General features: G+C 38.7%; 23 protein-coding genes. 15 read left to right on the top strand and 8 right to left on the bottom strand.

Annotated elements, in window-relative coordinates; genetic code table 11:
* Window positions 1-35 precede the first annotated feature (35 nt).
* Window positions 36-254 (bottom strand): hypothetical protein, encoded by a 219-nt coding sequence (locus KIH23_RS06375; protein WP_213212158.1) that lies wholly within the window; start codon window positions 252-254, stop codon window positions 36-38.
* A gap of 100 nt (window positions 255-354) precedes the next feature.
* Here KIH23_RS06375 and KIH23_RS06370 point away from each other — a divergent pair, with 100 nt between their 5' ends.
* Window positions 355-882 (top strand): hypothetical protein, encoded by a 528-nt coding sequence (locus tag KIH23_RS06370; RefSeq protein ID WP_213212156.1) that lies wholly within the window; start codon window positions 355-357, stop codon window positions 880-882.
* 41 nt (window positions 883-923) lie between these two features.
* Here KIH23_RS06370 and KIH23_RS06365 read toward each other — a convergent pair whose 3' ends face one another.
* Window positions 924-1874 (bottom strand): TerC family protein, encoded by a 951-nt coding sequence (locus KIH23_RS06365; protein ID WP_213212154.1) that lies wholly within the window; start codon window positions 1872-1874, stop codon window positions 924-926.
* Window positions 1875-2083: 209 nt separating this feature from the next.
* Between KIH23_RS06365 and KIH23_RS06360 the strand changes: the two genes are divergently transcribed.
* From KIH23_RS06360 to KIH23_RS06335, 6 genes are all read left to right on the top strand, one after another.
* Window positions 2084-4273 (top strand): glutamine synthetase III, encoded by a 2190-nt coding sequence (locus KIH23_RS06360; protein WP_213212152.1) that lies wholly within the window; start codon window positions 2084-2086, stop codon window positions 4271-4273.
* 133 nt (window positions 4274-4406) lie between these two features.
* Window positions 4407-5297 (top strand): OmpA family protein, encoded by an 891-nt coding sequence (locus KIH23_RS06355; protein WP_213212151.1) that lies wholly within the window; start codon window positions 4407-4409, stop codon window positions 5295-5297.
* Between the two features lie 9 nt (window positions 5298-5306).
* Entirely contained in the window at window positions 5307-6074 is a 768-nt protein-coding gene (locus KIH23_RS06350) for an OmpA family protein (protein ID WP_213212149.1), read from the top strand.
* A gap of 47 nt (window positions 6075-6121) precedes the next feature.
* Window positions 6122-7300 (top strand): AIR synthase related protein, encoded by a 1179-nt coding sequence (locus KIH23_RS06345; protein ID WP_213212147.1) that lies wholly within the window; start codon window positions 6122-6124, stop codon window positions 7298-7300.
* An 86-nt stretch (window positions 7301-7386) separates the two neighbouring features.
* The gene (locus KIH23_RS06340) at window positions 7387-7998 is read left to right on the top strand and encodes a GNAT family N-acetyltransferase (protein ID WP_213212145.1); all 612 of its coding nucleotides are present in this window, start codon (window positions 7387-7389) and stop codon (window positions 7996-7998) included.
* A gap of 2 nt (window positions 7999-8000) precedes the next feature.
* Window positions 8001-8432 carry a hypothetical protein gene (locus KIH23_RS06335; RefSeq protein ID WP_213212143.1) on the top strand — a complete coding sequence of 144 codons (432 nt, stop codon included), beginning with the start codon at window positions 8001-8003 and terminating at the stop codon, window positions 8430-8432.
* A gap of 61 nt (window positions 8433-8493) precedes the next feature.
* On the opposite strand, the gene KIH23_RS06330 is transcribed toward KIH23_RS06335, so the two are convergent.
* From KIH23_RS06330 to crcB, 5 genes are all read right to left on the bottom strand, one after another.
* Window positions 8494-9726: a peptidylprolyl isomerase gene (locus KIH23_RS06330; protein ID WP_213212141.1), complete on the bottom strand. Its 1233-nt coding sequence runs from the start codon at window positions 9724-9726 to the stop codon at window positions 8494-8496.
* Window positions 9727-9758: 32 nt separating this feature from the next.
* Window positions 9759-10880: a peptidylprolyl isomerase gene (locus tag KIH23_RS06325; RefSeq protein ID WP_213212140.1), complete on the bottom strand. Its 1122-nt coding sequence runs from the start codon at window positions 10878-10880 to the stop codon at window positions 9759-9761.
* A 4-nt stretch (window positions 10881-10884) separates the two neighbouring features.
* Entirely contained in the window at window positions 10885-11466 is a 582-nt protein-coding gene (gene gldI / locus KIH23_RS06320) for a gliding motility-associated peptidyl-prolyl isomerase GldI (RefSeq protein ID WP_213212137.1), read from the bottom strand.
* Window positions 11463-12470: a DHH family phosphoesterase gene (locus tag KIH23_RS06315; RefSeq protein ID WP_213212136.1), complete on the bottom strand. Its 1008-nt coding sequence runs from the start codon at window positions 12468-12470 to the stop codon at window positions 11463-11465. The genes gldI and KIH23_RS06315 overlap by 4 nt, the downstream gene beginning before the upstream one ends.
* Window positions 12471-12531: 61 nt before the next feature.
* Entirely contained in the window at window positions 12532-12903 is a 372-nt protein-coding gene (gene crcB / locus KIH23_RS06310) for a fluoride efflux transporter CrcB (protein ID WP_213212128.1), read from the bottom strand.
* Between the two features lie 71 nt (window positions 12904-12974).
* On the opposite strand from crcB, the gene guaA reads away from it, so the two are divergent.
* The 8 genes from guaA to KIH23_RS06270 all read left to right on the top strand — a co-directional run bounded on the left by guaA (window position 12975) and on the right by KIH23_RS06270 (window position 23396).
* Complete coding sequence (gene guaA, locus KIH23_RS06305; RefSeq protein ID WP_213212126.1) at window positions 12975-14504, top strand: glutamine-hydrolyzing GMP synthase; 1530 nt, start codon at window positions 12975-12977, stop codon at window positions 14502-14504.
* A gap of 14 nt (window positions 14505-14518) precedes the next feature.
* Window positions 14519-15418 carry a LysM peptidoglycan-binding domain-containing protein gene (locus KIH23_RS06300; RefSeq protein WP_213212124.1) on the top strand — a complete coding sequence of 300 codons (900 nt, stop codon included), beginning with the start codon at window positions 14519-14521 and terminating at the stop codon, window positions 15416-15418.
* 36 nt (window positions 15419-15454) lie between these two features.
* A complete protein-coding gene (locus KIH23_RS06295) occupies window positions 15455-17518 on the top strand; it encodes a LysM peptidoglycan-binding domain-containing protein (protein WP_213212123.1) in 2064 nt (687 codons plus the stop codon).
* Window positions 17518-17919: an OsmC family protein gene (locus KIH23_RS06290; protein WP_213212121.1), complete on the top strand. Its 402-nt coding sequence runs from the start codon at window positions 17518-17520 to the stop codon at window positions 17917-17919. Before KIH23_RS06295 ends, KIH23_RS06290 begins: the two co-directional genes overlap by 1 nt.
* Entirely contained in the window at window positions 17919-18149 is a 231-nt protein-coding gene (locus tag KIH23_RS06285) for a DUF3820 family protein (protein WP_213212119.1), read from the top strand. The genes KIH23_RS06290 and KIH23_RS06285 overlap by 1 nt, the downstream gene beginning before the upstream one ends.
* Window positions 18150-18265: 116 nt before the next feature.
* Window positions 18266-19879 (top strand): CTP synthase, encoded by a 1614-nt coding sequence (locus tag KIH23_RS06280; protein WP_213212117.1) that lies wholly within the window; start codon window positions 18266-18268, stop codon window positions 19877-19879.
* 19 nt (window positions 19880-19898) lie between these two features.
* Window positions 19899-21794 carry a membrane protein insertase YidC gene (gene yidC, locus KIH23_RS06275; RefSeq protein ID WP_213212115.1) on the top strand — a complete coding sequence of 632 codons (1896 nt, stop codon included), beginning with the start codon at window positions 19899-19901 and terminating at the stop codon, window positions 21792-21794.
* Window positions 21795-22067: 273 nt separating this feature from the next.
* A complete protein-coding gene (locus tag KIH23_RS06270; RefSeq protein ID WP_213212113.1) occupies window positions 22068-23396 on the top strand; it encodes a T9SS type A sorting domain-containing protein in 1329 nt (442 codons plus the stop codon).
* Between the two features lie 78 nt (window positions 23397-23474).
* Here KIH23_RS06270 and KIH23_RS13880 read toward each other — a convergent pair whose 3' ends face one another.
* Window positions 23475-23888, bottom strand: coding sequence for a T9SS type A sorting domain-containing protein (locus KIH23_RS13880; RefSeq protein ID WP_410505124.1), 414 nt, complete (start codon window positions 23886-23888; stop codon window positions 23475-23477).
* Window positions 23889-23918: the final 30 nt, after the last annotated feature.

Here is a 23918-nt window from a genome sequence, read left to right as displayed (position 1 = left end):
TATTAGAAAGCACGGGTTTTGAAGCTCGTGCTTTTTTATTTTCCTGCGATTGATTTTTCAAGTTGGTTGATTAAAATTTGGTACTTACTGATTTCAATCAAATCAGCATCATCAGTAGTAAAGTCAATTAATGCGTCCAGCAATTCTCGGGTATTGTTGATTTTGATTTGCGCGAGGGTATTATTTTTATGCCCGATTAAATCTATGACTTCTTGAACTTGCTGGTGTACTGCTTTGAACTTTGGATGATTCATAATTGTGTTAATGATTTGTCAAAATTAAACATTTTAGGTTTTGGTTAATTTTTGGTTTGGTTTTTGAAATGCGCGGCGCATAACCATAAAAACCAAAGTCATGAAAAAAATAGCATTACTCTTAGCAAGTGTTTGTTCTTTGATATTGAATAGTTGTGAAGGCCCGGAAGGCCCGCAAGGTCCGCAAGGCAATGATGGATATTCAGCCGAAAGTGAAGTTTTTGAACTTAGAAATGTAAACTTTTCGCTCGATGCTAATAACGAGTATACGATTTACCGTGCATTGGATCCGCAGATCTTACTTTCAGATAACATTATTATTTACAGAATGTCTGGAACCATTAATTCACAAACACCTATTTGGCAACCCATTCCAAGAACACTTTATTTAAACCAAGGTGAATTAGATTATGATTATGATTTTAGCAGAGTTGATTTTACAATTTATGCCGGAGGAAATTATAACATCTCAACTACGCCTAATTACTTGTACAATCAAACTTTTAGAATTGTCATTATTCCAGGCTATTTAAGCAATAAGAGTTCTGTTGATCCGTACGATATGGATTATAAAACCTTAATTAAGACTTATAAAATTAATGATCAAAAAGTAAAAGTTTTACCCTAATTAACTTTTGCTGATGCCAGCCGCCTTTACGGGCGGTTTTTTTATGCCTTATTTTCAGGGTTGCTTTTAAGCGAAACCCAAACGCCGATTGCTAAAGCAACCGCAATAAAACTCAAAGAAGCCCACTCTGGAATTTCAATAAAGTCGTGTAAAATCATTTTTAAACCTACAAAGCTCAAAATAGCAATGAGGCTATATTCAAGATGTGCAAATTTTTCAAGCATATGCGCCAAGAAAAAGTACATTGATCGCAAGCCCAAAATAGCAAAGATGTTTGAACTAAAAACCAAAAAAGGATCAGAGGTGATGGCCAAGATAGCCGGTACGCTGTCTAAGGCAAACAAAACATCCATAACTTCAATGATGACTAGGGCTACCAATAAAGGTGTGGCGAAGGTTTTATTCTCTTTTTTGATGACAAAATGTTCGTGATCGGTTTTGCTTGAAATCGGCATCACTTTTCCTAATAATTTATACACCCATGATTCTTTTGGTTCAAATGGCTCTTCACTTTGTGCGGAGAAAAGCATTTTTCCGGCAGTAAATAATAAGAATGCTCCAAATAAGTATGTGGTCCAGCTAAATTGACGAATCAGGATAACTCCGAAAAAAATCATCAAACCTCTAAAAATAATCGCGCCTAGAATACCCCAAAACAAAATTCGGTGCTGGTATTTCTGCGCAATTTTAAAGGAGCTAAAGATAACCGCCATGACAAAAATGTTGTCAATGCTCAACGATAATTCAATTAAATATCCCGAGATAAATTTCATCAAAGCGCCAGTAGGTGAAAGTTGGTCAGGATTGTCAATGGATTGGTTTTGATATAATAAATAGACTACGCCTGAAAAAACAAACGAAAGTGAAACCCAAACGGCAGTCCATTTTCCGGCTTCACGCGCACTAATAATATGTGGTGTTTTGTTGAATACGCCTAAATCGAGGGCAAGAATGGCAAAAATTCCGAGTAAAAATAGAATCCAAACAATCATAAAGCAGTTTATTGGGTATGGAACAAATATAACCCTTGTGTATTTCATCGGCAACTTTTGCAGGCATATGTTTTTGGTCTATAAAAACAAACATTTTATCTAATTTTTAAAATAACCCTGTAAAAAATAGGGGTATAAATTATTTTGGATGTATTTTTTTATAAATTTGCATCACAAACAACGGGGTAAAACCTTTTAAAACAAATTTTATGTCAACATTACGTTTTCAAGCACTACACACCGCCGGAAACAGAAAACCGGTTAAAGTAGAAGAACTCGACAAAAAGTCGGCGATTTTTGGTTCCAATGTATTTAACGACAAAGCCATGCGACAATTCCTCACGCCTGAGGCTTACAAAGCAGTTAAAAGCGCTGTCCAGCACGGGACTAAAATTGATCGCAAGTTGGCAGATTATATTGCAATGGGTATGAAAGAATGGTCGCTCACCAAAGGAGTAACCCATTATACCCACTGGTTTCAACCATTAACCGGTGCTACTGCTGAAAAACACGATGCCTTTTTTGAAACTTCATTTGACGGAAGTGATCCGGTTGAAAAATTTGGTGGTGGTCAATTGGTACAACAAGAACCTGATGCTTCGTCTTTTCCGAACGGAGGAATCCGCAATACTTTTGAAGCCAGAGGTTACACTGCTTGGGACCCAACATCTCCGGCCTTCATCTACGGAACTACTTTGTGTATTCCTACAGTATTTGTATCCTACACTGGTGAGGCTTTAGATAATAAAACACCTTTGTTGCGTGCCTTGACTTCAATTGATGAGGCAGCAACAGAAGTCGCTAAATATTTTGATAAAAATGTAAAGAAAGTTACTCCGACTTTGGGTTGGGAGCAAGAATACTTTTTGATTGACTCGGCTTTGGCAGCTTCACGTCCGGATATCAACATGACCGGAAGAACATTGCTGGGTCATACATCGGCCAAAGGACAACAATTAGAAGATCACTATTTTGGGTCGATTCCAACGCGTGTTTTGAATTATATGCGCGATCTAGAAAACGAGTGTATGTTGCTTGGAATTCCGGTAAAAACGCGCCACAACGAAGTAGCGCCTAATCAGTTTGAGTTAGCCCCGATTTTTGAAGAAACCAACTTAGCTGTTGATCACAATTCATTGCTGATGGATGTGATGTCAAAAGTTGCTGAGCGTCACGATTTCAAAGTGTTGATGCACGAAAAACCATTCAAAGGTGTGAACGGTTCTGGTAAACACAACAACTGGTCATTGGCTACTGATACAGGCGTAAACTTATTGGCTCCGGGCAAAACACCGATGAGCAACTTGCAGTTTTTGACTTTCTTCATCAATACCATTAAAGCGGTTTATCGTTATGAAGAATTGCTTCGTGCTTCCATCGCATCGGCAAGTAATGACCACCGTTTGGGTGCGAATGAAGCGCCACCGGCCATTATTTCTGTATTCATCGGACAGCAATTGACCAAAGTATTGGCAGAACTTGAAGGGGTAACCAACGGTAAACTTTCACCAGAAGAAAAAACTGATTTAAAACTCAATGTGGTTGGTAAAATTCCAGATGTATTGTTGGATAATACCGATCGTAACCGTACTTCGCCTTTTGCGTTTACCGGAAATAAATTTGAGTTCCGTGCGGTAGGTTCATCAGCCAACTGCGCTACATCAATGACTACTTTGAACGCGATTGTAGCCAAACAATTGATTGATTTTAAAGTTGAGGTAGATGCGCTGATTGAGAAAAAAGGCCTCAAAAAAGACGAAGCGATTTTCAACATTTTACGTGAATACATCAAAGAAACCAAAAACATCTTGTTTGAAGGTGATGGCTACAGCGACGCTTGGGAAAAAGAAGCTAAAAAACGCGGATTGAGCAACCACAAAACCACACCAAAAGCTCTAAAAGCTAAAGTTTCGAAAGAAGCTGTAAAGCTTTTTGAAGAGTTGGGCATTATGAATCATGTTGAGGTGGAAGCGCGTTATGAAATTGAACTCGAAGAATACACCAAAAAAATCCAAATTGAAGGTAGAATTTTAGGTGATATTGCCAGAAATCATGTTATTCCAACGGCCATTCGTTACCAAAATACTTTGATTGAAAATGTGCGCGGCCTTAAAGAAATCTTCGGAAAAGATTTTGAGAAAATCGCCAAAGAACAAATCTCGCTCATCAAAGAAATTTCATTGCATATTGAGGGTATTAACTCAAATGTTGATGCCATGATTGAAGAGCGCAAAAAGGCCAACAACTTGACTTCTGTTGAGAAAATGGCCGATGCTTATTGTGACAAAGTAAAACCGTATTTCGATGTCATTCGTGACCATTGCGACAAACTTGAGTTGTTGGTCGATGATGAAATGTGGACACTCACTAAATACAGAGAGTTATTATTCACACGATAGTCATTTTGAATTAGAAAAAATCCCGCTCAAAAGGCGGGATTTTTATTTGTATCCAAGCATAAGTAATTTAAGGTCTATTTAAACGTTTGTTCAGGTAATTATTATTTATTTTTGGGTCATCAGTTTCTGCGGCATGAAAAAGCTTGTCTTTATTTTATTTTGTTTGGTTTTAAATGTTTCATCATTTTTTGCTCAAGAAAATTTCTCGGTTTATTTTGATAGCAATAAGTTTGAACTCAATACAACACAAACCCAATCTTTAGAGCAGTGGATAACTTCCAATACCACCGGAAAAATCCTTGCCATTCACGGTTTTACCGATGAAGACGGAACTTCAGGGTACAACGATACACTGGCGCAAAAACGCGTTGCTTGTATTTACAACAAGATTCAGAATCGCATCAAGATTCGCGACGATTTTAAAACGCGCAGCTTCGGCGAAAACTTCGCACTATCAGCCAACAAAGCCCAAAACCGAAAAGTGACCATTTATTATTTGCTCGAAAAAGATTTACCGCGTGAAGACGAAATTCTAGGCATCAAACCCAAAGAACCGGTTTCAGAATTGCGCGAAGTGATTCATTATCCCGAACAAATGCAATTCACCAATCCGGATGGTTCGGTCAACGAATACAAGCTTGATGTTGCTTTTATGAAGAAACTCGGCGAGGCGCAAACGGGTGAAAAGCTCAAAATTGACAACTTGAATTTTGTCATCAACACCTATATTGTGGTTCCTGAATCGCGCTCTAAAATGTATGAATTGCTGCTCGTTTTGCAGAAAAACCCGAGCATGAAAGTGCAAATTCAAGGGCATTTATGTTGTATGCCGGTTGATCGTAATGATTTATCAACCCAACGCGCCAAAGCCATCAAAAACTTTTTGGTCGGCCAAGGCATCAATCCTGAAAGGCTCACTTATAAAGGTTTTGGCAGCAGTCAACCCATTCATCCAATTCCCGAAAAAGACGAAACCCAACGCGCGGCCAACCGTCGTGTTGAAATTGAAATCACCGCAAGATAAGTTTGTGTTATGAAAAAAGTGTTTGCCGTATGTTTGATGTTTTTGTCTGCGGCACTGCAAGGGCAGGAGCTCACGCTTTTTTTTGACTTTGACCGCTGCGATTTAAACCCAACTGCGCAAACCCAATTACAGCATTGGCTTGCTGATCATCCGAATGTTGAGGTTACCAAGATTTATGGTTTTTGTGACTGGAAAGGCAGTAATCATTACAACGATTCACTGTCAATCAAACGCGTCAAAACAGTTTTGGCCTATCTTCAAGAAAAAAATATTTTGGTGCAACAAGGCTACGAAATCAAAGGTTTTGGTGAAGATTTTCCGCAGTCAAAAGTGCAGTCTGAAAACCGAAAAGTCATCATCAACTACACCCAAAAGCCACAAAAACCAAAAGATTCTCATTTGAGTGAGCAAATCAGTCAAGCTCAAGTGGGCGATAAAATTCAACTCACACGCATTTATTTTGCCAACATGACCGCGCGTATTCTGCCGCAATCACTGCCGGTTTTACAAGATTTATTGTGCGCTTTAGAAGAACATCCATCGCTTAAAATTGAAATTCAGGGCCACATTTGTTGTCAATTGGTATACGACATCAACGATTTGTCTACGCGCCGAGCCCAAGCGGTGTACAACTATTTGGCGCGACAAAAAATCAGTAGAAAACGCTTGTCTTACAAAGGCTTCGGAACCAGTAAACCCATCTATACCATTCCCGAAAAAACACCACAAGAAGAAGATGCCAACCGCCGTGTTGAAATTTTAATCCTCGAACATTGACAGGCAGCAAAAGCTTGGTTATCTTTGCGCCACACAACAACACAACCATGAATTCAGAAACTTCAAAGCGCTATGATTTGCGCGGCGTTTCGGCTACCAAAGACGATGTACACAACGCCATCAAAAACCTCAACAAAGGTTTGTTCCCTAAAGCATTTTGCAAAATAGTCCCCGATACTCTAACCGGCGATGACAATTATTGTTTGGTGATGCATGCCGATGGCGCCGGAACCAAATCATCCTTGGCTTATATGTATTGGAAAGAAACAGGCGATCTTTCAGTCTGGAAAGGCATTGCCCAAGACGCACTGATCATGAACATCGACGATTTACTTTGCGTAGGAGCCACCAGTAAAATCATGCTTTCGTCTACTATTGGGCGCAATAAAAACCTCATTCCCGGCGAAGTAATTCAAGCCATTATTTCGGGAACTGAAGAACTCATTGCCGAACTCAAAAACCATGGCGTTGAGATTTTTTCTACCGGAGGTGAAACCGCTGACGTAGGCGATTTGGTGCGCACCATTATTGTTGATTCAACCGTAACGGCTCGTATGAAACGCTCTGAGGTTATTGACAACGCTCGCATTCAGTCCGGAGACGTTATTGTTGGCTTGGCTTCGTTTGGACAGGCTACTTATGAAAACGAGTACAACGGAGGCATGGGCAGCAACGGATTAACATCTGCTCGACACGATGTTTTTCATCATTCGTTGGCCGAGAAATACCCCGAAAGTTATGACGCCCAAGTACCCAAAGAACTCGTTTATTCCGGGAATATTCAACTCACCGATGTGGTCAAAGGAGCTCCGCTCAATGCCGGAAAACTAGTCTTGTCGCCTACGAGAACCTATGCGCCGGTAGTCAAAAAAGTCCTCGAAAAATATCGCCCGACCGACATTCACGGTATGGTGCATTGCAGCGGTGGCGGTCAAACCAAGGTGTTGCATTTTATTGAAAATCTGCACATCATCAAAGACAATCTATTTACGGTTCCGCCTTTGTTTGCGCTTATTCAAGAGCAATCGCAAACCTCATGGAAAGAGATGTATCAAGTATTCAATTGCGGACATCGCCTTGAATTCTATGTGCCCGAACACATGGCTGCCGATTTGATTTCAATTTCAGAATCGTTCGGCATTGCGGCGCAAATTGTCGGTAGAGTAGAGGCTTCTGATGTCAAGAAGTTGACCATCCAAAGCCCGAACGGAATTTTTGAATATTAATATTTTTTGAAGCTATTCCCGCTCTCCACTATATCTCCCGAACGAGTCGGGAGGATGCCGTTGCGATCGGGGCTAAAGAAACCGCCATGTCAGAATCAACTTTTATCCCACAAAATATCATCCTTCAAAACGAAAGCGTTTTACTGCGTCCGTTAGAACTTTCAGATTTTGATCATTTATTGCCGTTTTCGCTGCAAGAACCCGAACTCTGGAAGTATTCGTTAGAGCCTGCTTCGGGCGCTGAGAACTTAGAAAAATACATCCGAAAAGCCATCCAGGCCAGAGCCAAAGGCACCGAGTTTCCGTTTGTTGTTTTTGATAAAACCACCAATCGATATGCTGGCTCCACAAGGTTTTACGATATTCAACCTCATTTTCAGACTTTACAATTGGGCTACACTTGGTACGGAAAAGATTTTCAAGGAACCGCGCTCAATAAAAACTGCAAACTTTTGTTGTTGACCTATGCTTTTGAAACGCTCGGTATGCAGCGCGTTGAATTCAGAGCCGATAACAATAACCAACGAAGCAAAGCCGCCATGCGCAGTATTGGTTGCCAAGTAGACGGTGTTTTGCGCAGCAACATGCCTACTTATCAGAGCGATGTCCGCCGCGATAGTATTGTTTTGAGTATCTTGCGCGACGAATGGTTTAATGGGGTAAAAACAAACCTGGAACAAAAAATTAAAAACAGATAAATATGGAAATCAGACCCAAATTTGGCATTGGTCCGTTGTTGTTTGGTATGAAACAAAAAGATGTTCAAGCGGTTTTAGGCAAGCCTGACAAACAATTTGAAGATGACGACCAGAATATTATTTATGTGTACAACGCGCCCAAACTCAGACTAACTTTTTATGAAGATGAAGGTTTTAGAATGGGTTATATTATTTCATCGCATCCGGATTTGGTTTTGTACCAGCAATTCGTGATCGGGAAAACCGCTGATGAAATCAAGAAACTGCTTCAAACCAAACAATACAAAAACTGGGAAATTGAAGAATTTGATTTAGCCGAGAATCACTTTAATGAAGATCATTGGCTCATCTTGCAAACCGAATACAACGAAATTGTCAAAGTTGAACTTGGAGTTGTTGCCAAAAACGCTGATGATTTTGACTGGAAATTCTAAAATTAGCTTATAAAAAAAAGCACGGTTCAAAACCGTGCTTTTTTATTATATATACTTGTACTTATTTCTTTTCAGTAGTAGTGATGGTTGAGCCCGGTAAGGCATCAAAAATCTCAACTTCAAAAATGATGTTGGCATTAGGTGGAATCACGCCGCCGGCTCCGCTCTCACCGTATCCTAAGTTTGAAGGAATAAAGAAAACCGCTTTATCGCCAATATTCATATTGCCAATACCTTCTAAAAAGCCCGGAATCAAACCGTCTTTGCGGCCCGCTTGAAACGGAAATGGTTGATAACCGTTTTGCTTCGCGCGGTTTTCATCAAATTTTCCGTAGGTTTTGTTTACTTCTTCATAGCTGCTGTCAAACAAAGAACCGTCTTCTAAATATCCGGCATAATGAACATAAATATTGCTTCCATCAGCTGGTTTTTTATCAGTGCCTTTTTTAAGATTTGCAAATTCTAGCCCGGAAGCTGTTTTGGTAGCAGTTTTTCTAACCTCGGCCAATTGCTTTACTTTTTCGGCTTTTACCGGAGCATATTTCATATCATATGCTTTTTTAGCTTCAGCATCAGCTGCTTCTTTTTTGGCTTTTGCTTCGGCTTGAATGGCCGCTTGTTTTTTATCGTCTTCGGCTTTGTTTGCATAGTAATCACCAAAAACTTTTACAGCATCAAATGCTTTGGCAGCAGCACCTTTGCGAATGATGGTTACTTTTTTCATCACATCGTCTTGTGCAATGGCATCTACTACATTTTGACCGGTAACTACATAACCGAAAATGGTGTGTTTTCCGTTGAGCCAAGGCGTATCTTTGTGCGTAATAAAAAATTGACTTCCGTTGGTGGCCGGACCTGAGTTGGCCATTGCTAATATACCGGATTTATCAAACACAAATTCCGGAACAATTTCGTCTTTAAAGCTATAACCCGGACCACCAGAACCATTTCCGGCAGGGTCACCACCTTGAATCATAAAGTCTTTAATCACTCTATGAAACTTAAGCCCATCATAAAATGGTTTTCCTTTGAGTTTTGGGTCGGTTACAAAGCTTTGTTTTCCTTCAGTCAAAGCCACAAAGTTTGCAACTGTGATTGGGACTTTTTGATACTCTAAACGAACCAAGATTTTTCCTTTGGCAGTTTCAAATTCAACAAAAAGGCCATCTGTGCTTTGTGCAGGTTTTGCCTGATTGGCAGCAGTCGGTTTTTTTGCCGGAACAGCTTTTTTTCCTTTTTGGGCATTCATACTGAAGCTCGCCAAAAATATAAGAGCAAAAATTTTAATTTTCATTGTGTTTAAGTAATTGATTTAAATGATTATAACTAACGATTAGGCATTTTTTCTAGCAATTCAATTTCAAAAATAAGGTTGGCATTTGGCGGAATCACTCCACCGGCACCTTGCGGGCCGTAACCCAAATGTGAAGGTATAAAAATAATAGCTTTTTCTCCAAAAGATAATTTTTCAATGCCTTCAATAAAACCCGGAATCATGCCATCTCTTTTTCCGGCAGTAAACGGAATCGGTATGTATTGCTGTGCTTGTGCTCTTGCAATGTCGAGTTTGCCAAATTGTTCTGCAACGGATGCTTTACTGGTATCAAACAAGTCACCGTTTTCAAGAAATCCGGCGTAATGAATATAAATTTCACTACCTGGTTTTGGTTTTTTTCCTCCGGTTGAAGCAATGATTTTGTACTGCAAACCCGAAGCTGTTTTTTGGCTGGCTTTACGCAAAGCAGCAAATTCAGCCAATTTTTTATCGATTACCGGCTTGAATTTGATTTCGTATAAACGCTGATTTTCTGCGTCAATCTTTTTTTGCTGTTCGCGTGCTTTGGCTTCTTCAACAAAGTTATTGGCAAAAACTTTTTCGGCATCAAATTTTTTGGCTGCAGCTCCTTTTCGAATGATGGTCACTTTTACGATTTCGTCATTGGGTTCAATGCTGTTAACCGTTTCCATACCGTTGTCAACGACGTGTCCAAAAATGGTATGTCTTCCATCAAGCCAACGGGTAGCGGTATGTGTGATAAAAAATTGACTTCCGTTGGTAGCCGGTCCTGAGTTTGCCATGGCTAAAACACCGCCATCAGTAAAGCAGTTTTCATTGATTTCATCTTTAAATCTATAGCCGGCATCGCCCGAACCATCACCATTAGGATCACCGCCTTGAATCATAAAATTAGGAATCACTCGATGAAATTTGAGCCCGTCATAAAAAGGTTTGCCTTTAAATTGCGTTGCTACACAAGGGTTTTTTCCTTCGGCCAAACAAACAAAATTAGCTACGGTTACGGGTGTTTTTTCAAAATCAAGTTGGGTTATGATGGTTCCTTTGTTGGTTTCAATTTCGGCATATAGCCCATCTGGCAAGTTGTTTTCTGCATTTTTACATGCCGTAAAAAAGATCAAGGCAAAAATAAAAATTGAGATTTTTTTCATACAATTATTCAGTTACAGGTTTAGTTGTGGGTTTGGTTTCTGGCTCAAAAGAATTTAAAGTCACTGTGTAAATTAGCGGTTGGTTGTGTCCAATACGACGATTGTCTCCGTGATAACCATAGCCCATATGCGACGGAAACAAGAAAGTTACTGTTTCATTTTTGCGCATGAGTTTGATGCCGTCTCGTAATCCGCGGATGATTTTTTGTTCTTGATCAACGCGATAATCTTGTGGACGAAGCTCAAGTTCTGAGTAAATTACATTTCCGGACAAGTCTTTAATCTCGTAGGTATAATGTGCAATATCTCCTTTTTTGGGACGCAAAGTATCTGTGGTATTTCGTTTGTCATATCGATACCAATAGCCTTTTTTTGAAGCCAAATAGTTGACATTTGGATTACTCTTAATAATAGAATCAATTAAAGATTCTTCTGCCGATACGAGTTTCTTGTTTCGCTCAACTGATTCATTCAAAAAAGTTCCTGAAGAATGCGATATGGGTTTACGCGCGTTTTGCTGTGAACAACAACTTAAAATTGTAGCGGTGGTAGCAGTTAAAAAAATATACTTAATTTTTTGTATCATTTATGTGGTATTTGGGTAATAACTTGTTTGAATTTTTCTATTGTTTGTAGCATGCTTAAAGACGATTTCCCCCCAGCTGCATTGATGTGTCCGCCACCGTTGAAGTGATCTCGTGCCATTTGATTAACATCAATATCTCCTTGTGAGCGCAAAGAAATCTTGATAATGTTTTCATCTTTATGCTCAATAAAAATAGCAGCTAATTGAATTCCTTTGATGCTCAAGCCATAATTGACAATGCCTTCGGTATCGCCTTTTTCGTATTTGAATTCATCGAGTTCTGCTTGTGTAAGCGCGGTGTAAGCAGCTTTGTATTCAGGAAAAACAACCAAATTGTTCAATGCTCTACCCAGTAATTGTCTACTTTCATAAGAGTTGTTGTCAAAAAGCAAAGCCGGTATTTGTGTATTGTCAACGCCTAAATCAATCAATTCAGCTACAATTCGATGGGTGTTTCCGGTAGTTTTCGGAAATCTAAACGAACCTGAATCCGTCAGAATCCCGGTATAGATACAGGTAGCGATGGTTTGATCAATCTGATTTTTTCCTCCTAAAAATGAAATAAAATTGTACACCATTTCACAAGTTGATCCAAACTGCGTGTCAGAATAAGTAACGGTTGCATAACTGTCAGGGCTTTGATGATGGTCAATCATCACAAATGGAGCTTGTAGTTGGCTGAGTACTTTTTCCAATTCGCCGGTACGGTGCAAAGCATTAAAATCAAGGGTAAAAATAAGCTCAGCTTCTTGAAGAATTTTGGTGGTTTTGACGCGGTCGTTTTCATAAACGAGCACACTTTCACTAGCTGGCATCCAAGCTAAAAACTCCGGGAAGTCATTGGGTGAAATGACCATCGGGTCATGACCGCATTTTTTTAAAAAATGAAACATGGCCAAAGTCGAACCCATAGCATCGCCGTCGGGGCTTCGGTGCGGAATAATCGCAATTTTCTTGGGTTCTGCCAGTAGTTGAGTAACTTTCTGAATGTCTGCTGTAGTCATAAGGCTGCGAAGTTACATTTTTTTGTCAGATGTGCAGTAAATTAACGCAGTCTTAAGTGCATTATTTTGCAATACTCATGCCCAGCCAAACCGAAATTATTCCTATAACAATACTACAAATGCTATAGATTAAAGCCCAAAGTGTTTGTTGGTTTTGCATCAATTGAATGTTTTCAAAAGCAAAAGTTGAAAAGGTTGTATAGCCTCCGCAAAAACCGGTCACCAATAGCCATTTGAGTGGACCGTTAAGTATATTGTTTTTTTCGAGCCAACTCATCAAAACACCAATCAAAAAGCAACCAATTACATTTGTCGTAAAAGTTGCCAGCGGAAAAATTGCACTGTAATACTTTTGAACCAATACAGTTGTTAAATAGCGAAATATGCTGCCGATAGCTCCGCCTAAGCCAACATAAAAAAGAGTTTTAAACATGACTTTTTTGAGTAAAAATAGTTTTTTTAAATTCTATTTTCAACTCTGATTTTTTAAAAGTATTTTTGCCCATGCAACACAACGTACTTATTCTCGATTTTGGTTCTCAATACACCCAACTTATTGCACGAAGGGTTCGAGAACTCAACATCTTCTGTGAAATTTATCCTTATCATCACATTCCGGAAGATTTGTCTAATTACAAAGCCGTTATTTTATCGGGTAGTCCTTTTTCAGTTAGATCTGATGACGCACCGCATCCTGATTTGTCAAACATCAGAGGAAAGCTCCCGTTATTGGCGGTTTGTTATGGCGCGCAGTATTTGGCTCATTTTAATGGAGGCGAAGTAGCACCGTCCAACATTCGTGAATACGGCAGAGCCAATCTTACTTTTATTAAAGCGGACGAACCTCTTTTTGAAGGTATTTTGGTTGATTCACAAGTGTGGATGTCACACAGTGATACCATAAAAAAACTGCCCAATCATGGTGTTCGATTGGCCAGTACGCATGATGTAAATAATGCGGCGTATAGAATTGAAGGTGAGTTAACTTACGCAATACAGTTTCATCCTGAAGTATATCATTCAACCGACGGGAAATTACTTCTTGAAAACTTCTTGATTCGCATTGCCCAAGTGCCACAAAACTTCACTCCGGGTTATTTCGTAGATGAAATTGTTTCAGAATTAAAAAGCAAATTGCAGAACGATCGAGTTGTACTAGGATTATCTGGCGGCGTTGATTCAACAGTTGCTGCGGTTTTATTGCACAAAGCGATTGGTAAAAATTTGTATTGCATTTTTGTCAACAATGGATTGCTCCGAAAAAATGAATTCGAAAATGTGCTCGATCAATACCAACATATGGGTTTGAACGTAAAAGGTGTGGATGCTTCTGCCAGATTTATGGAAGCGCTTGCCGGAATTAGCGATCCAGAATCTAAACGCAAAGTCATTGGTCGCGTGTTTATTGAAGTTTTTGACGATGAGGCACATCAAATTGAAAATGTCAAATGGTTGGCTCAAGGAACCATTTATCCGGATGTAATTGAATCAGTTTCAGTCAAAGGTCCGTCGGCAACCATAAAATCGCATCACAATGTTGGCGGATTGCCCGATTATATGAAATTGAACATTGTTGAGCCATTGCGCATGTTGTTTAAAGACGAAGTTCGTAGAGTAGGGGCTGAACTCGGCATTGATGCTGCTTTATTGGGGAGACATCCGTTTCCGGGTCCGGGATTATCCATCAGGATTTTGGGCGATATAACTTTAGAAAAAGTTCGTATATTGCAAGAGGTTGATGCCGTCTTTATCGAGGGACTAAAATCGTGGGGCTTGTATGATAAAGTATGGCAAGCAGGAGCGATTTTATTACCGGTGCAAAGTGTTGGCGTTATGGGAGATGAGCGAACCTACGAAAAAGTTGTAGCGCTCAGAGCGGTTGAATCAACAGACGGTATGACCGCAGATTGGGTACATTTGCCGTATGATTTTTTGATGAAAATTTCGAATGAAATCATCAATAAAGTCAAAGGTGTAAATCGTGTGGTGTATGATATTAGTTCAAAGCCACCAGCCACAATTGAATGGGAATAACTTAAATTTATGCTATGAATAAACTATTGGTTTTGTTTTTTTCGCTGTTCTTTTTGTGTACTAGTTACAGTCAAACACGTAAAAAAGAACAAGAAGTTGACATTGTTGATCATCAAGTTCAGTTTGGTGAAACCGTTAGAATGATTTCTAAAAAATATCTTGTTGATCCTGCAGAAATATACAAACTCAATAAGTTTGCCGTTGAAGGTATTAGTAAAGGAATGACGCTTAAAGTTCCGGTTCCGCGCAAAGAAAGTGTTTCAAAACCTGAAGTTGAATCAACCAATAAAAACGAAACTGTTGCTCAAAGTGATGTGTCTACCAGAGATTCGGTTCAAGAATCTAAATCTGACGAAGCTCAAAAGCAACAAGTCAAGCCTGAATCAACCAAAGGAAACAATGACTCAGATGTAATCAACTCTTCTACAGTTGTTTCATCACAACCCAAAAAACAGGAAGTAAAAAAAATTGTCATCAGAGAAACACAAACTGATATCAATCACAAAGTCTTGCCCAAAGAAACTTTATTCAGTTTGTCAAGAACCTATAGCGTTTCAGTTGATGAGATTAAAGCCGCCAACCCCGAACTTGCTTCTAAAGGATTACAGGTTGGTCAAACAGTCAAAATACCCAAAGGTAAAACGGTCGACATTCAACAATCAACTTCGGTTGATGCTTCACCTGTTACCGAAAAGCCTGTAGCTGAAAAAAAGACATCTCAAAAAATTGCTGAAGTTAAAACCACTGAATCTAGTACTATTTCTGAAACAATTACACACAAAGTTGAACCCAAAGAAACTTTGTATAGTTTGTCCAGAAAATACAATGTTTCTGTTGAAGAGATTAAAAGCCAAAACGAAGCTTTACTCAAAAACGGGCTTCAAATAGGGCAAACTTTAATTATTAAAAAATAAACTGCACTTCTGTATACAACCTAACTAACTCACAGAATGAAAAAAATATTGATATCAATTGTAGCTGCGGCATTGACAACTGGAGCTGTGTTCGCCCAAGATAAAAACTTTTCAAAACACATTGTCAATCAAGGCGAGACTATTACTCAGATAGCCGCCAAATACAATGTAACACCACACGATATCTATACACTCAATCCCGATGCTCAAAACGGAATTAAACCCAATGATGTTTTGATAATTCCATCGTCAGAGGTAAAGAAAACAATTGCTGAAACTCCAGTAAAAACGATTGCTCAAGCTCCTTTAAATCGAATGCATACGGTTAAAGCCAAAGAAACATTCTTTAGCATTGCTCGTGATTACAACATTCTTGTCGGAGATTTAAAAAACCTTAATCCTGAGGCCTTTTCGGCAGGTTTGAAAGTTGGACAGACTATTAAAATCCCAGATGCAGGTGTTTCAGTTCCGGCTCCAGCTAAACCGGTAGTTGCTCCGAAACCTGAATCAGCTGTGGTTTCAAATGCCAATTCTGAGAAAAAAATCTATCATATTGTTGAGGCCAAAGAAACCAAATTTGGTATTGCCAAAAAGTACGGAATCACTATTGAAGAACTCGAACAGCGCAACCCCGGTATTCAGAACAATTTGCCAATGGGCTATAAATTGATCATCAGTGGGGTGAGTGAAGAACCACAGCCACAAAAAAAAGTGACTGAAAAAGTTCCGGTTGAAAAGCCAAAACCAGTCACTACTCAAATTGTTCGTGATGAGGTTGTTACTACTGAAACCACTAGAACATTAACCAAAAACGGTTATGCCAATTACGAAGTTAAAGACGGCGATACAATGTATAGTTTGAGCCAGTATTTTAATATTTCACAAGATGAGTTGTTGAAACTGAACCCTAATTTGAGCGGAGGAGTCAAAACGGGTACTATACTTAAAGTTCCCGGTCGCGGGCAAATCAAAGTAAGTTCAGCTTCATCGGGTGTACAAAAAGTAGCCGACAATAAAAAGACTTTGCTTCCTAATGTTACCAAAAAACAATTGGTGTTGATGTTGCCGTTTAATGCTGCTAAGATTCAAAGTGATACGCTTAAAACCATTGATGCACGTTTGAAAAAAGATGCCTTTTTGAACATGACACTTGATTTTTATGCCGGAGCTTTGGTCGCGATTGATTCAGCCAAAACACTTGGTTTGAATGTCGATGTAAAGATTCTTGATTCTGAGGAAAGTAAAACCGGTTCATCGGTAGAAGCTTTGGTCAAAAACAATGATTTAAGTAAAGCTGACGCCATCATTGGTCCTTTTTATCAACAATATGCCGAGAAAGTGGCCGATTTGCTCAAAGATAAAAATGTACCGGTAATATCACCCATGTCTAAAGAACCCGGAAAGCCATTTTCAAACTTATATCAAGCGATGCCTTCAACCGAATACGGTAAAACGGCTATGTTTGAATACATGAAAGCCCAAAACGGAAACGTTATTGTGGTGAGTGACCCGAAAAAAGTGGCCAACAAAGATTTTATTATGACCAATTATCCGCAAACTAAATTTGCGGCCTTACTTGATAATGGTGCACTTGACGTAAATGACCTTAAATCATTGTTTGATAAGGATAAAAAGAATTTTGTAGTGCTTGATTCAGAGCGCACAGGACTTATTTTAGGAACCACAAATGTCTTGTTGAACGAAATGTCTAATTTCAACATTCAATTGGTCATCATTGAACAAAATGATACACTTGATTTTGAAGAGATTTCAATGAAACGACTCACCATTCTTAAATTGTTGTATCCGACATTTACTCGTGAGAATACGACTGGTCAAGGTTTAGCTTTTGAACAACACTACAAAGAAAAAAACAAAGTTTTCCCGAACCAATTTGCCGTGCGCGGATTTGATGTTACTTTTGATACGCTCATGCGCATAACACAATTCAAATCGTTTGAGGATTCGGTTTCTGAAATTAAATCGGAACAAGTTGAAAGCCGTTTTCAGTATGCCAAAAAAGGCAAAGACGGCAATGAAAATAGAGGCATTTATCTTATGGAATACCAAGATGATTTGTCTGTAAAACAAGTAAACTAATGACTTCAAAAATAACTTATCTCGGTGAGTTGCGCACCACTTCGGTGCATTTGCAATCCGGGACTGAAATTTTATCTGACGCTCCTACTGATAACCACGGCAAAGGCGAAGCTTTCTCCCCAACTGACCTAGTAGCTAATTCGCTCGGAACTTGTATGGTATCAATCATGGCGATTAAGTCAAAAGATATGAATCTTGATTTGACCGGAAGCACGGTTGAAGTTACCAAAATCATGAACCCGGAACCGCGCAAAATTGCTAAGATCATTGTGGTTTTGAATATGTCTATTGCTGCAGATGAAAAAACGCGCACTATTTTAGAACGCGTGGCGATGAATTGTCCGGTTTTGCTGAGTTTGCATCCGGATATTGAAAAAGAAGTTACTTTCAATTGGAAGTAATGACCGAATCGCAAAAGGAATTATTAGCGCTCGCACATGCCCGAATGCCTTTTGGTAAATACAAAGATTCATATCTGATAGATTTGCCTGAATTTTATGTAGTTTGGTTCAAAAATAATGGCTTCCCCGCCGGAAAATTAGGGCAACAACTTCAACTTGTTTATGAGCTCAAACTCAACGGACTCGAACCGATGTTGCGCGATTTGCGCAGTCGTTTTCAAAAGCCGTAAAAGCGCATGTTTTGCTGTGAATAAATCTGCGTGACGCATGGTTTTTAATCAATATATAATTGTATTTTTGCCACGTTTTTTAAACCGCACAACAACAACACAACAACAACATCATCATGAATCAAACTAAGTATATTTTTGTTACCGGCGGCGTGACTTCTTCTCTCGGGAAAGGAATCATTGCGGCATCGTTGGCAAAATTGCTGCAAGCCCGCGGTTATCGAACCACCATTCAAAAGTTCGATCCGTATATCAATGTTGATCCGGGCACACTTAATCCTTATGAACACGGCGAATGTTTTGTCACCGATGATGGCGCCGAAACCGATTTGGACCTGGGCCATTACGAACGATTTTTAAATGTTCCGACTTCACAGGCCAACAATGTAACTACAGGCCGCGTTTATCTTTCGGTGATAGAAAAAGAACGCCGCGGAGAATTCTTGGGCAAAACTGTTCAAGTTGTTCCGCACATCACCAATGAAATCAAAGAGCGTATGCAATTGCTCGGCAACACCGGCGATTTTGACATTGTTATTACTGAGATTGGTGGAACCGTTGGTGATATTGAATCATTGCCGTATATAGAATCGGTTCGTCAATTGGTTTGGGAACTCGGCGAAGGCAACAGTATTGTGATTCACCTGACTTTGGTTCCGTATTTGGCGGCAGCCGGTGAACTCAAAACCAAACCCACACAGCATTCGGTCAAAACGCTCATGGAAAGCGGTATCAAAGCCGATATTCTCGTTTGCCGCACAGAGCATGAACTCTCTGATGAATTGCGCCAAAAACTCGCTTTGTTTTGCAACGTAAAACGCGAGGCTGTAATTCAATCTATTGATGCTTCTACGATTTATGAAGTGCCGAATTTAATGCTTGAAGAAGGACTCGATGTGGTTACCCTCAAAAAACTCAACTTACCCAAAAAGAACTCGCCCGATCTCAAGAACTGGAATGTTTTTTTACATCGATTAAAAAATCCAAAACATACCGTTAATATTGGTCTCATTGGTAAATATGTAGAATTGCAAGATTCGTACAAATCAATCCTTGAAGCCTTTATTCACGCCGGTGCTACCAATGAAACTAAAGTGAATGTGGTTTCGGTTCATTCGGAACATATTGATGCCGATAACGTTGCTGAGAAACTCTCAGGTTTAGACGGAATCCTTGTGGCACCGGGCTTTGGCGAGCGCGGTATTGAAGGAAAAATTGAAGCCGTTCGTTATGCCCGTGAAAAGCATTTGCCGTTTTTTGGCATTTGTCTCGGCATGCAAATGGCCGTTATTGAATATGCGCGCAATGTTTTAGGTTTAAAAGATGCCAATTCTACTGAGATGAATCGCGGAACTTCGCATCCGGTGATTGATTTGATGGAAGAACAAAAAAGCATTACAGACAAAGGCGGAACCATGCGTTTGGGCGCTTGGAAATGCGTTTTGAAACCGAGAACTTTGGCCCAAAGTATTTATAATACAGATCAAATTTTAGAGCGTCATCGTCATCGTTATGAATACAACAGTGACTATTTACAAGCACTTGAAAAAGGCGGTTTGATTGCTTCTGGCGTCAATCCGGATACGAATTTAGTAGAAGTGGTTGAGATTGCCGATCACCCGTTTTTTGTGGGCGTGCAATATCATCCGGAATACAAAAGTACGGTAGCCAATCCGCATCCTATATTTGTTCGTTTTGTTGCGGCAACAGTACAATCAAAAAAGAAATAATCAATTTTTATTTATATCAATGGAAGAAAAAAAATTTGACCTCAACTCGATTATAGGCTTTGTTTTGCTGTTCGGGATTTTGTTCTGGATTATGTATCAAAATCAACCAACAGCCGAGCAATTAGCTGCTGAGAAAGCCAAGAAGGAGTTGGCTCAAAAACAAGCAAAACAAGCTTCAAAAGTAGTGGCTCCAATTACAGAAACGACTCTAACAACTGCTGACTCTACTGAGTTGAACGCTTTGAAAAGTACCATGGGCGCTTTTGCTTATTCAGCAACTTTGCCATCAGCCAAGGAACAAGTCACCACTTTAGAAAACAATTTACTTCGTCTTAAGATTTCAAATAAAGGCGGATATATAACAGAGGCAGTTCTTAAAAACCATGAGCGACTCAAAAAAGGTTCTGGTCAGCTCGTTACACTGATTAGAAATAACAATTCACAACTGAGTTTGTCATTAAAAACCCAAGACAATCGTTTGTTGCAAACCGAGGATTTGTTTTTTGAGCCAAACTTGACCAAATCAGGCGAGGATCAAATCTTGACCCTTCGTTTAAAAACTGCTGCAGATGCTTATTTAGAGTATCGTTATGTTTTAAAACCAAACAATTATATGCTTGATTTTGATGTGCGTTCACAGGGATTGAGCAAGGTTTTAAACACAGCACAGCCCATAGACATGCAATGGGATATGCAAACATATTGCAATGAAAAAAGTGTTGGGTATGAAAACCGATATACGGATATTCGCTTTGAATATGAAGATGGCAAAGATGATTATACGGGGCAAGGGAAAGACAGTGAAGAATCACCCAATAAAGTTTCATTCATTGCTTTTAAACAGCATTTTTTCTCGACTATTTTGTTGACCAAAAGTCCTTTTGAAAAAGCCAAGTTATATTCAGATAATTTGGTTCAAGATGAAGAGATTGACACCTTAGTTACCAAACAATTCAAGGCTACTATTCCGTTGGCTTTTCATGGAGGTGAATTGAACAACCAAATGAATTTGTATTTAGGCCCGACAGATTATGCAACTTTAAAGGCTTATGATCGAAACTTAGACAAAATCATTCCGTTGGGTTGGGGTATTTTTGGCTGGATCAACAAGTTCATCTTTATTCCGTTGTTTGGCTTTTTGAGTTCATTTATTGCTTACGGAATTGCCATCATCGTCTTTACGATCATCATCAAAATAGCGATGTCGCCCATTACTTATAAGTCATTTTTATCTCAAGCCAAGATGAAAGTTTTGCGTCCGGAGATTAATGAACTTAGTGAAAAATTCAAAAAAGATCCGCTCAAAAAACAGCAAGAAACCATGAAGTTGTACAACAAAGCCGGTGTGAGTCCGCTGGCAGGTTGTATTCCAGCGCTGATTCAGTTGCCGTTCATGTATGCATCGTTTCAGTTTTTCCCATCGGCTTTTGAGTTGCGTCAGAAAAGTTTTTTATGGGCTGACGATTTGTCTTCATTTGACCAAATCGCTCAATTGCCTTTCCATATTCCTTTGTACGGAAGCCACATCAGCTTGTTCCCGATTTTGGCTGCCATTGCCATTTTCTTTTACATGAAAATGACTTCGGGTGACCAGCAAATGGCTGCTCCACAGCAAGAAGGTATGCCGGATATGACCAAAATCATGAAGATGATGATTTACATTTCACCGGTGATGATGTTGATTTTCTTTAACAGCTACGGAGCCGGATTGAGTTTATATAACTTTATCTCAAACTTAATCACCATCGGAATTATGTTTGTGATCAAGAAATATATTGTTGATCCTGAAAAAATCCACGCGCAAATTCAAGAAAACAAACTCAAAGAGCCTAAAAAACAAGGTAGATTCCAACAAAAATTACAACAAATGATGGAAGAAGCCGAAGCGCAAAAGGCGCAACAGAAGAAAAAATAAATATTTAAAATATTGAATGATCAAAGAGATTGTTCATCCTAACCAAAAACCGCTCTTTTTTGAAGCGGTTTTTTTTATGTATTTAAGGAGTTAATTTAAAAAATCTAATTCTGAGCTTTGTGGTGGATGTAAGTTTTGTTTAATGAAAATCTACCTTTTCATGTAATAAATTCTCAATGATTAAACAGCAGTTAAACTTTGTAAGTATTTGTTATAAAGTAATTTAGTAAAGGTTTGTTTTTTATAAATTTAAAAAAAATAACATAAAAAACTATGAGAACACTTTTACTTTTATGCTGCACATGCTGTTTGTATTTTGGAAATGCTCAAAATATAAATTTCACAGACTCTTTACTTAAAGGCGCATTGATTGATGCTCCAGAAGTAGCCAATGGCACTAGTTTTATTGATTTAAACGGAAATACAACCACCAATGTCGATACCAATAGCGATGGTGAAATCAGTATTTCAGAAGCGCAGAACATCGCACACATCGATTTTTCTTATTTGCCATTTACTGATTTAGAAGGTTTGCAATATTTTACCAATGTAAAAACCATAACTTCTTATAACAGTTTGGCCACCACTTTCAACTTTCCAGAACTTGTCAATTTGGAAGAGCTTACCCTAACTGCAATTTCAGGTCAGATGGTCTTATCAAATTTTGATGTTTCCGAAAATTTAAATCTAAAAAAGTTGAACTTATACACCGGTCTTGCCAACAGCATAGATTTGTCTGATAACATCAATTTAAGAGAATTAATCATTAAAGATGAAGCATCAAATTTGAACTTGAATCTAGATAATTTAATCAACTTAAGAAAGTTAACTTATTTCGGAAACCTGCCTACTTTAGACCTGTCAGATTGCATCAAATTAATAGAAGTTACAATTGGTTATACCACAGCTACAAATATTGGTCTATCATCTATAGATTTATCAAACCAACCGTTGCTCATAAATTTATACATCAGCAATACAAATATTACCAGTTTAGATTTAACAAATAATCGCAATCTAGAAAACGTATACGTGCAGAATAATCAGCTACAAAATATTTTTTTCGGAAATCTTACCTATGTTAGAAATTTGTATTGTGAAAACAACCAGCTCACAACATTAAACTTAAATAACTTTCAGAATCTTGAAATACTCTCATGTGCCAATAATAATTTGACGGAACTGAAACTTAAAAATTTCAAAATCGAACAGTATGTTGATTTCAGCAACAATCCAAACTTACAATATATCTGTTGCGATGCAGAACAGCAAGTCTATATTCAAAACCAAGCTTTATTAAACGGAAATTTCGACGCTGTTGTAAATTCTGATTGTGCAACCGTTGGCGCTTTGAGTATAAACAACATCGATAATACGCAAAGTAAAATCTCAATTTTTCCAAATCCTGCCCAAGATTATCTCATTTTTAGTAATCAAAAAGTCCTCGACAATGTGACTATTTATGAACTCAACGGGCGGTTGATAAAAACATATCAAAAGATAGCCAAAAGCATTGATGTTTCTTTCTTGGAAAAAGGTGTTTACTTGATAAAAATAAATACTGATGAGCAAACACAAACACTCAAATTCATCAAAGATTAGTAAAAAAAGCCCAGCAGTGAAGTTGGGCTTTTTTGTTTGGAGATACCCGAAAGTACTTCCGTTCTCAGATTAATTAACTTATCGTTGTACAACAATCTTAAAATTTTGACTTTGTTGGCTGTTGCTGATTTTTAATAGATAAAGCCCGTTGTTTAAATGACTTGTTTTTAATGTGTATTTTGCTTCAGTTGGGTTGATGTTTTCTTTCATGATGGTTTTTCCACTCAAATCTGTCAAACAAAGTTGCGCATCAGATAATGAGACACTCAATTGAATGTTCAGCATGTCTGAAACCGGATTCGGAAAAACACTGATGCTGTTTTGAACTTGTGTTTGGTTGGCTAATAAAAGCTGACATGAATTTGTAACCGGATTGGTGTTTTCAATGGTGTTGCCCGAGTTTAAAATATGGTTAGAAAATCCGCTAAAATGACTCGGATAAAACGTACATCTAAAAACCGAATTTTGCGTGGGTGAACTGTTTTGTGTCATTACGCCTGAAGCATTGACCGGATTGATGTA

It is taken from the genome of Flavobacterium sp. CYK-55 (assembly GCF_018413465.1).
In the GTDB taxonomy this organism is placed as follows: Bacteria; Bacteroidota; Bacteroidia; order Flavobacteriales; family Flavobacteriaceae; genus Flavobacterium.
Note: the sequence above shows the minus strand (reverse complement) of the source record. Positions and strands in the feature narration are given on the sequence as shown.

Excerpts from the sequence above, each read along its gene's own strand:
- KIH23_RS06375 (WP_213212158.1), bottom strand. The coding sequence starts at position 254 with ATGAATCATCCAAAGTTCAAAGCAGTACACCAGCAAGTTCAAGAAGTC.
- KIH23_RS06370 (WP_213212156.1), top strand. The coding sequence starts at position 355 with ATGAAAAAAATAGCATTACTCTTAGCAAGTGTTTGTTCTTTGATATTG.
- KIH23_RS06365 (WP_213212154.1), bottom strand. The coding sequence starts at position 1,874 with ATGATTGTTTGGATTCTATTTTTACTCGGAATTTTTGCCATTCTTGCC.
- KIH23_RS06360 (WP_213212152.1), top strand. The coding sequence starts at position 2,084 with ATGTCAACATTACGTTTTCAAGCACTACACACCGCCGGAAACAGAAAA.
- KIH23_RS06355 (WP_213212151.1), top strand. The coding sequence starts at position 4,407 with ATGAAAAAGCTTGTCTTTATTTTATTTTGTTTGGTTTTAAATGTTTCA.
- KIH23_RS06350 (WP_213212149.1), top strand. The coding sequence starts at position 5,307 with ATGAAAAAAGTGTTTGCCGTATGTTTGATGTTTTTGTCTGCGGCACTG.
- KIH23_RS06345 (WP_213212147.1), top strand. The coding sequence starts at position 6,122 with ATGAATTCAGAAACTTCAAAGCGCTATGATTTGCGCGGCGTTTCGGCT.
- KIH23_RS06340 (WP_213212145.1), top strand. The coding sequence starts at position 7,387 with ATGTCAGAATCAACTTTTATCCCACAAAATATCATCCTTCAAAACGAA.
- KIH23_RS06335 (WP_213212143.1), top strand. The coding sequence starts at position 8,001 with ATGGAAATCAGACCCAAATTTGGCATTGGTCCGTTGTTGTTTGGTATG.
- KIH23_RS06330 (WP_213212141.1), bottom strand. The coding sequence starts at position 9,726 with ATGAAAATTAAAATTTTTGCTCTTATATTTTTGGCGAGCTTCAGTATG.
- KIH23_RS06325 (WP_213212140.1), bottom strand. The coding sequence starts at position 10,880 with ATGAAAAAAATCTCAATTTTTATTTTTGCCTTGATCTTTTTTACGGCA.
- gldI (WP_213212137.1), bottom strand. The coding sequence starts at position 11,466 with ATGATACAAAAAATTAAGTATATTTTTTTAACTGCTACCACCGCTACA.
- KIH23_RS06315 (WP_213212136.1), bottom strand. The coding sequence starts at position 12,470 with ATGACTACAGCAGACATTCAGAAAGTTACTCAACTACTGGCAGAACCC.
- crcB (WP_213212128.1), bottom strand. The coding sequence starts at position 12,903 with ATGTTTAAAACTCTTTTTTATGTTGGCTTAGGCGGAGCTATCGGCAGC.
- guaA (WP_213212126.1), top strand. The coding sequence starts at position 12,975 with ATGCAACACAACGTACTTATTCTCGATTTTGGTTCTCAATACACCCAA.
- KIH23_RS06300 (WP_213212124.1), top strand. The coding sequence starts at position 14,519 with ATGAATAAACTATTGGTTTTGTTTTTTTCGCTGTTCTTTTTGTGTACT.
- KIH23_RS06295 (WP_213212123.1), top strand. The coding sequence starts at position 15,455 with ATGAAAAAAATATTGATATCAATTGTAGCTGCGGCATTGACAACTGGA.
- KIH23_RS06290 (WP_213212121.1), top strand. The coding sequence starts at position 17,518 with ATGACTTCAAAAATAACTTATCTCGGTGAGTTGCGCACCACTTCGGTG.
- KIH23_RS06285 (WP_213212119.1), top strand. The coding sequence starts at position 17,919 with ATGACCGAATCGCAAAAGGAATTATTAGCGCTCGCACATGCCCGAATG.
- KIH23_RS06280 (WP_213212117.1), top strand. The coding sequence starts at position 18,266 with ATGAATCAAACTAAGTATATTTTTGTTACCGGCGGCGTGACTTCTTCT.
- yidC (WP_213212115.1), top strand. The coding sequence starts at position 19,899 with ATGGAAGAAAAAAAATTTGACCTCAACTCGATTATAGGCTTTGTTTTG.
- KIH23_RS06270 (WP_213212113.1), top strand. The coding sequence starts at position 22,068 with ATGAGAACACTTTTACTTTTATGCTGCACATGCTGTTTGTATTTTGGA.
- KIH23_RS13880 (WP_410505124.1), bottom strand. The coding sequence starts at position 23,888 with ATGACACAAAACAGTTCACCCACGCAAAATTCGGTTTTTAGATGTACG.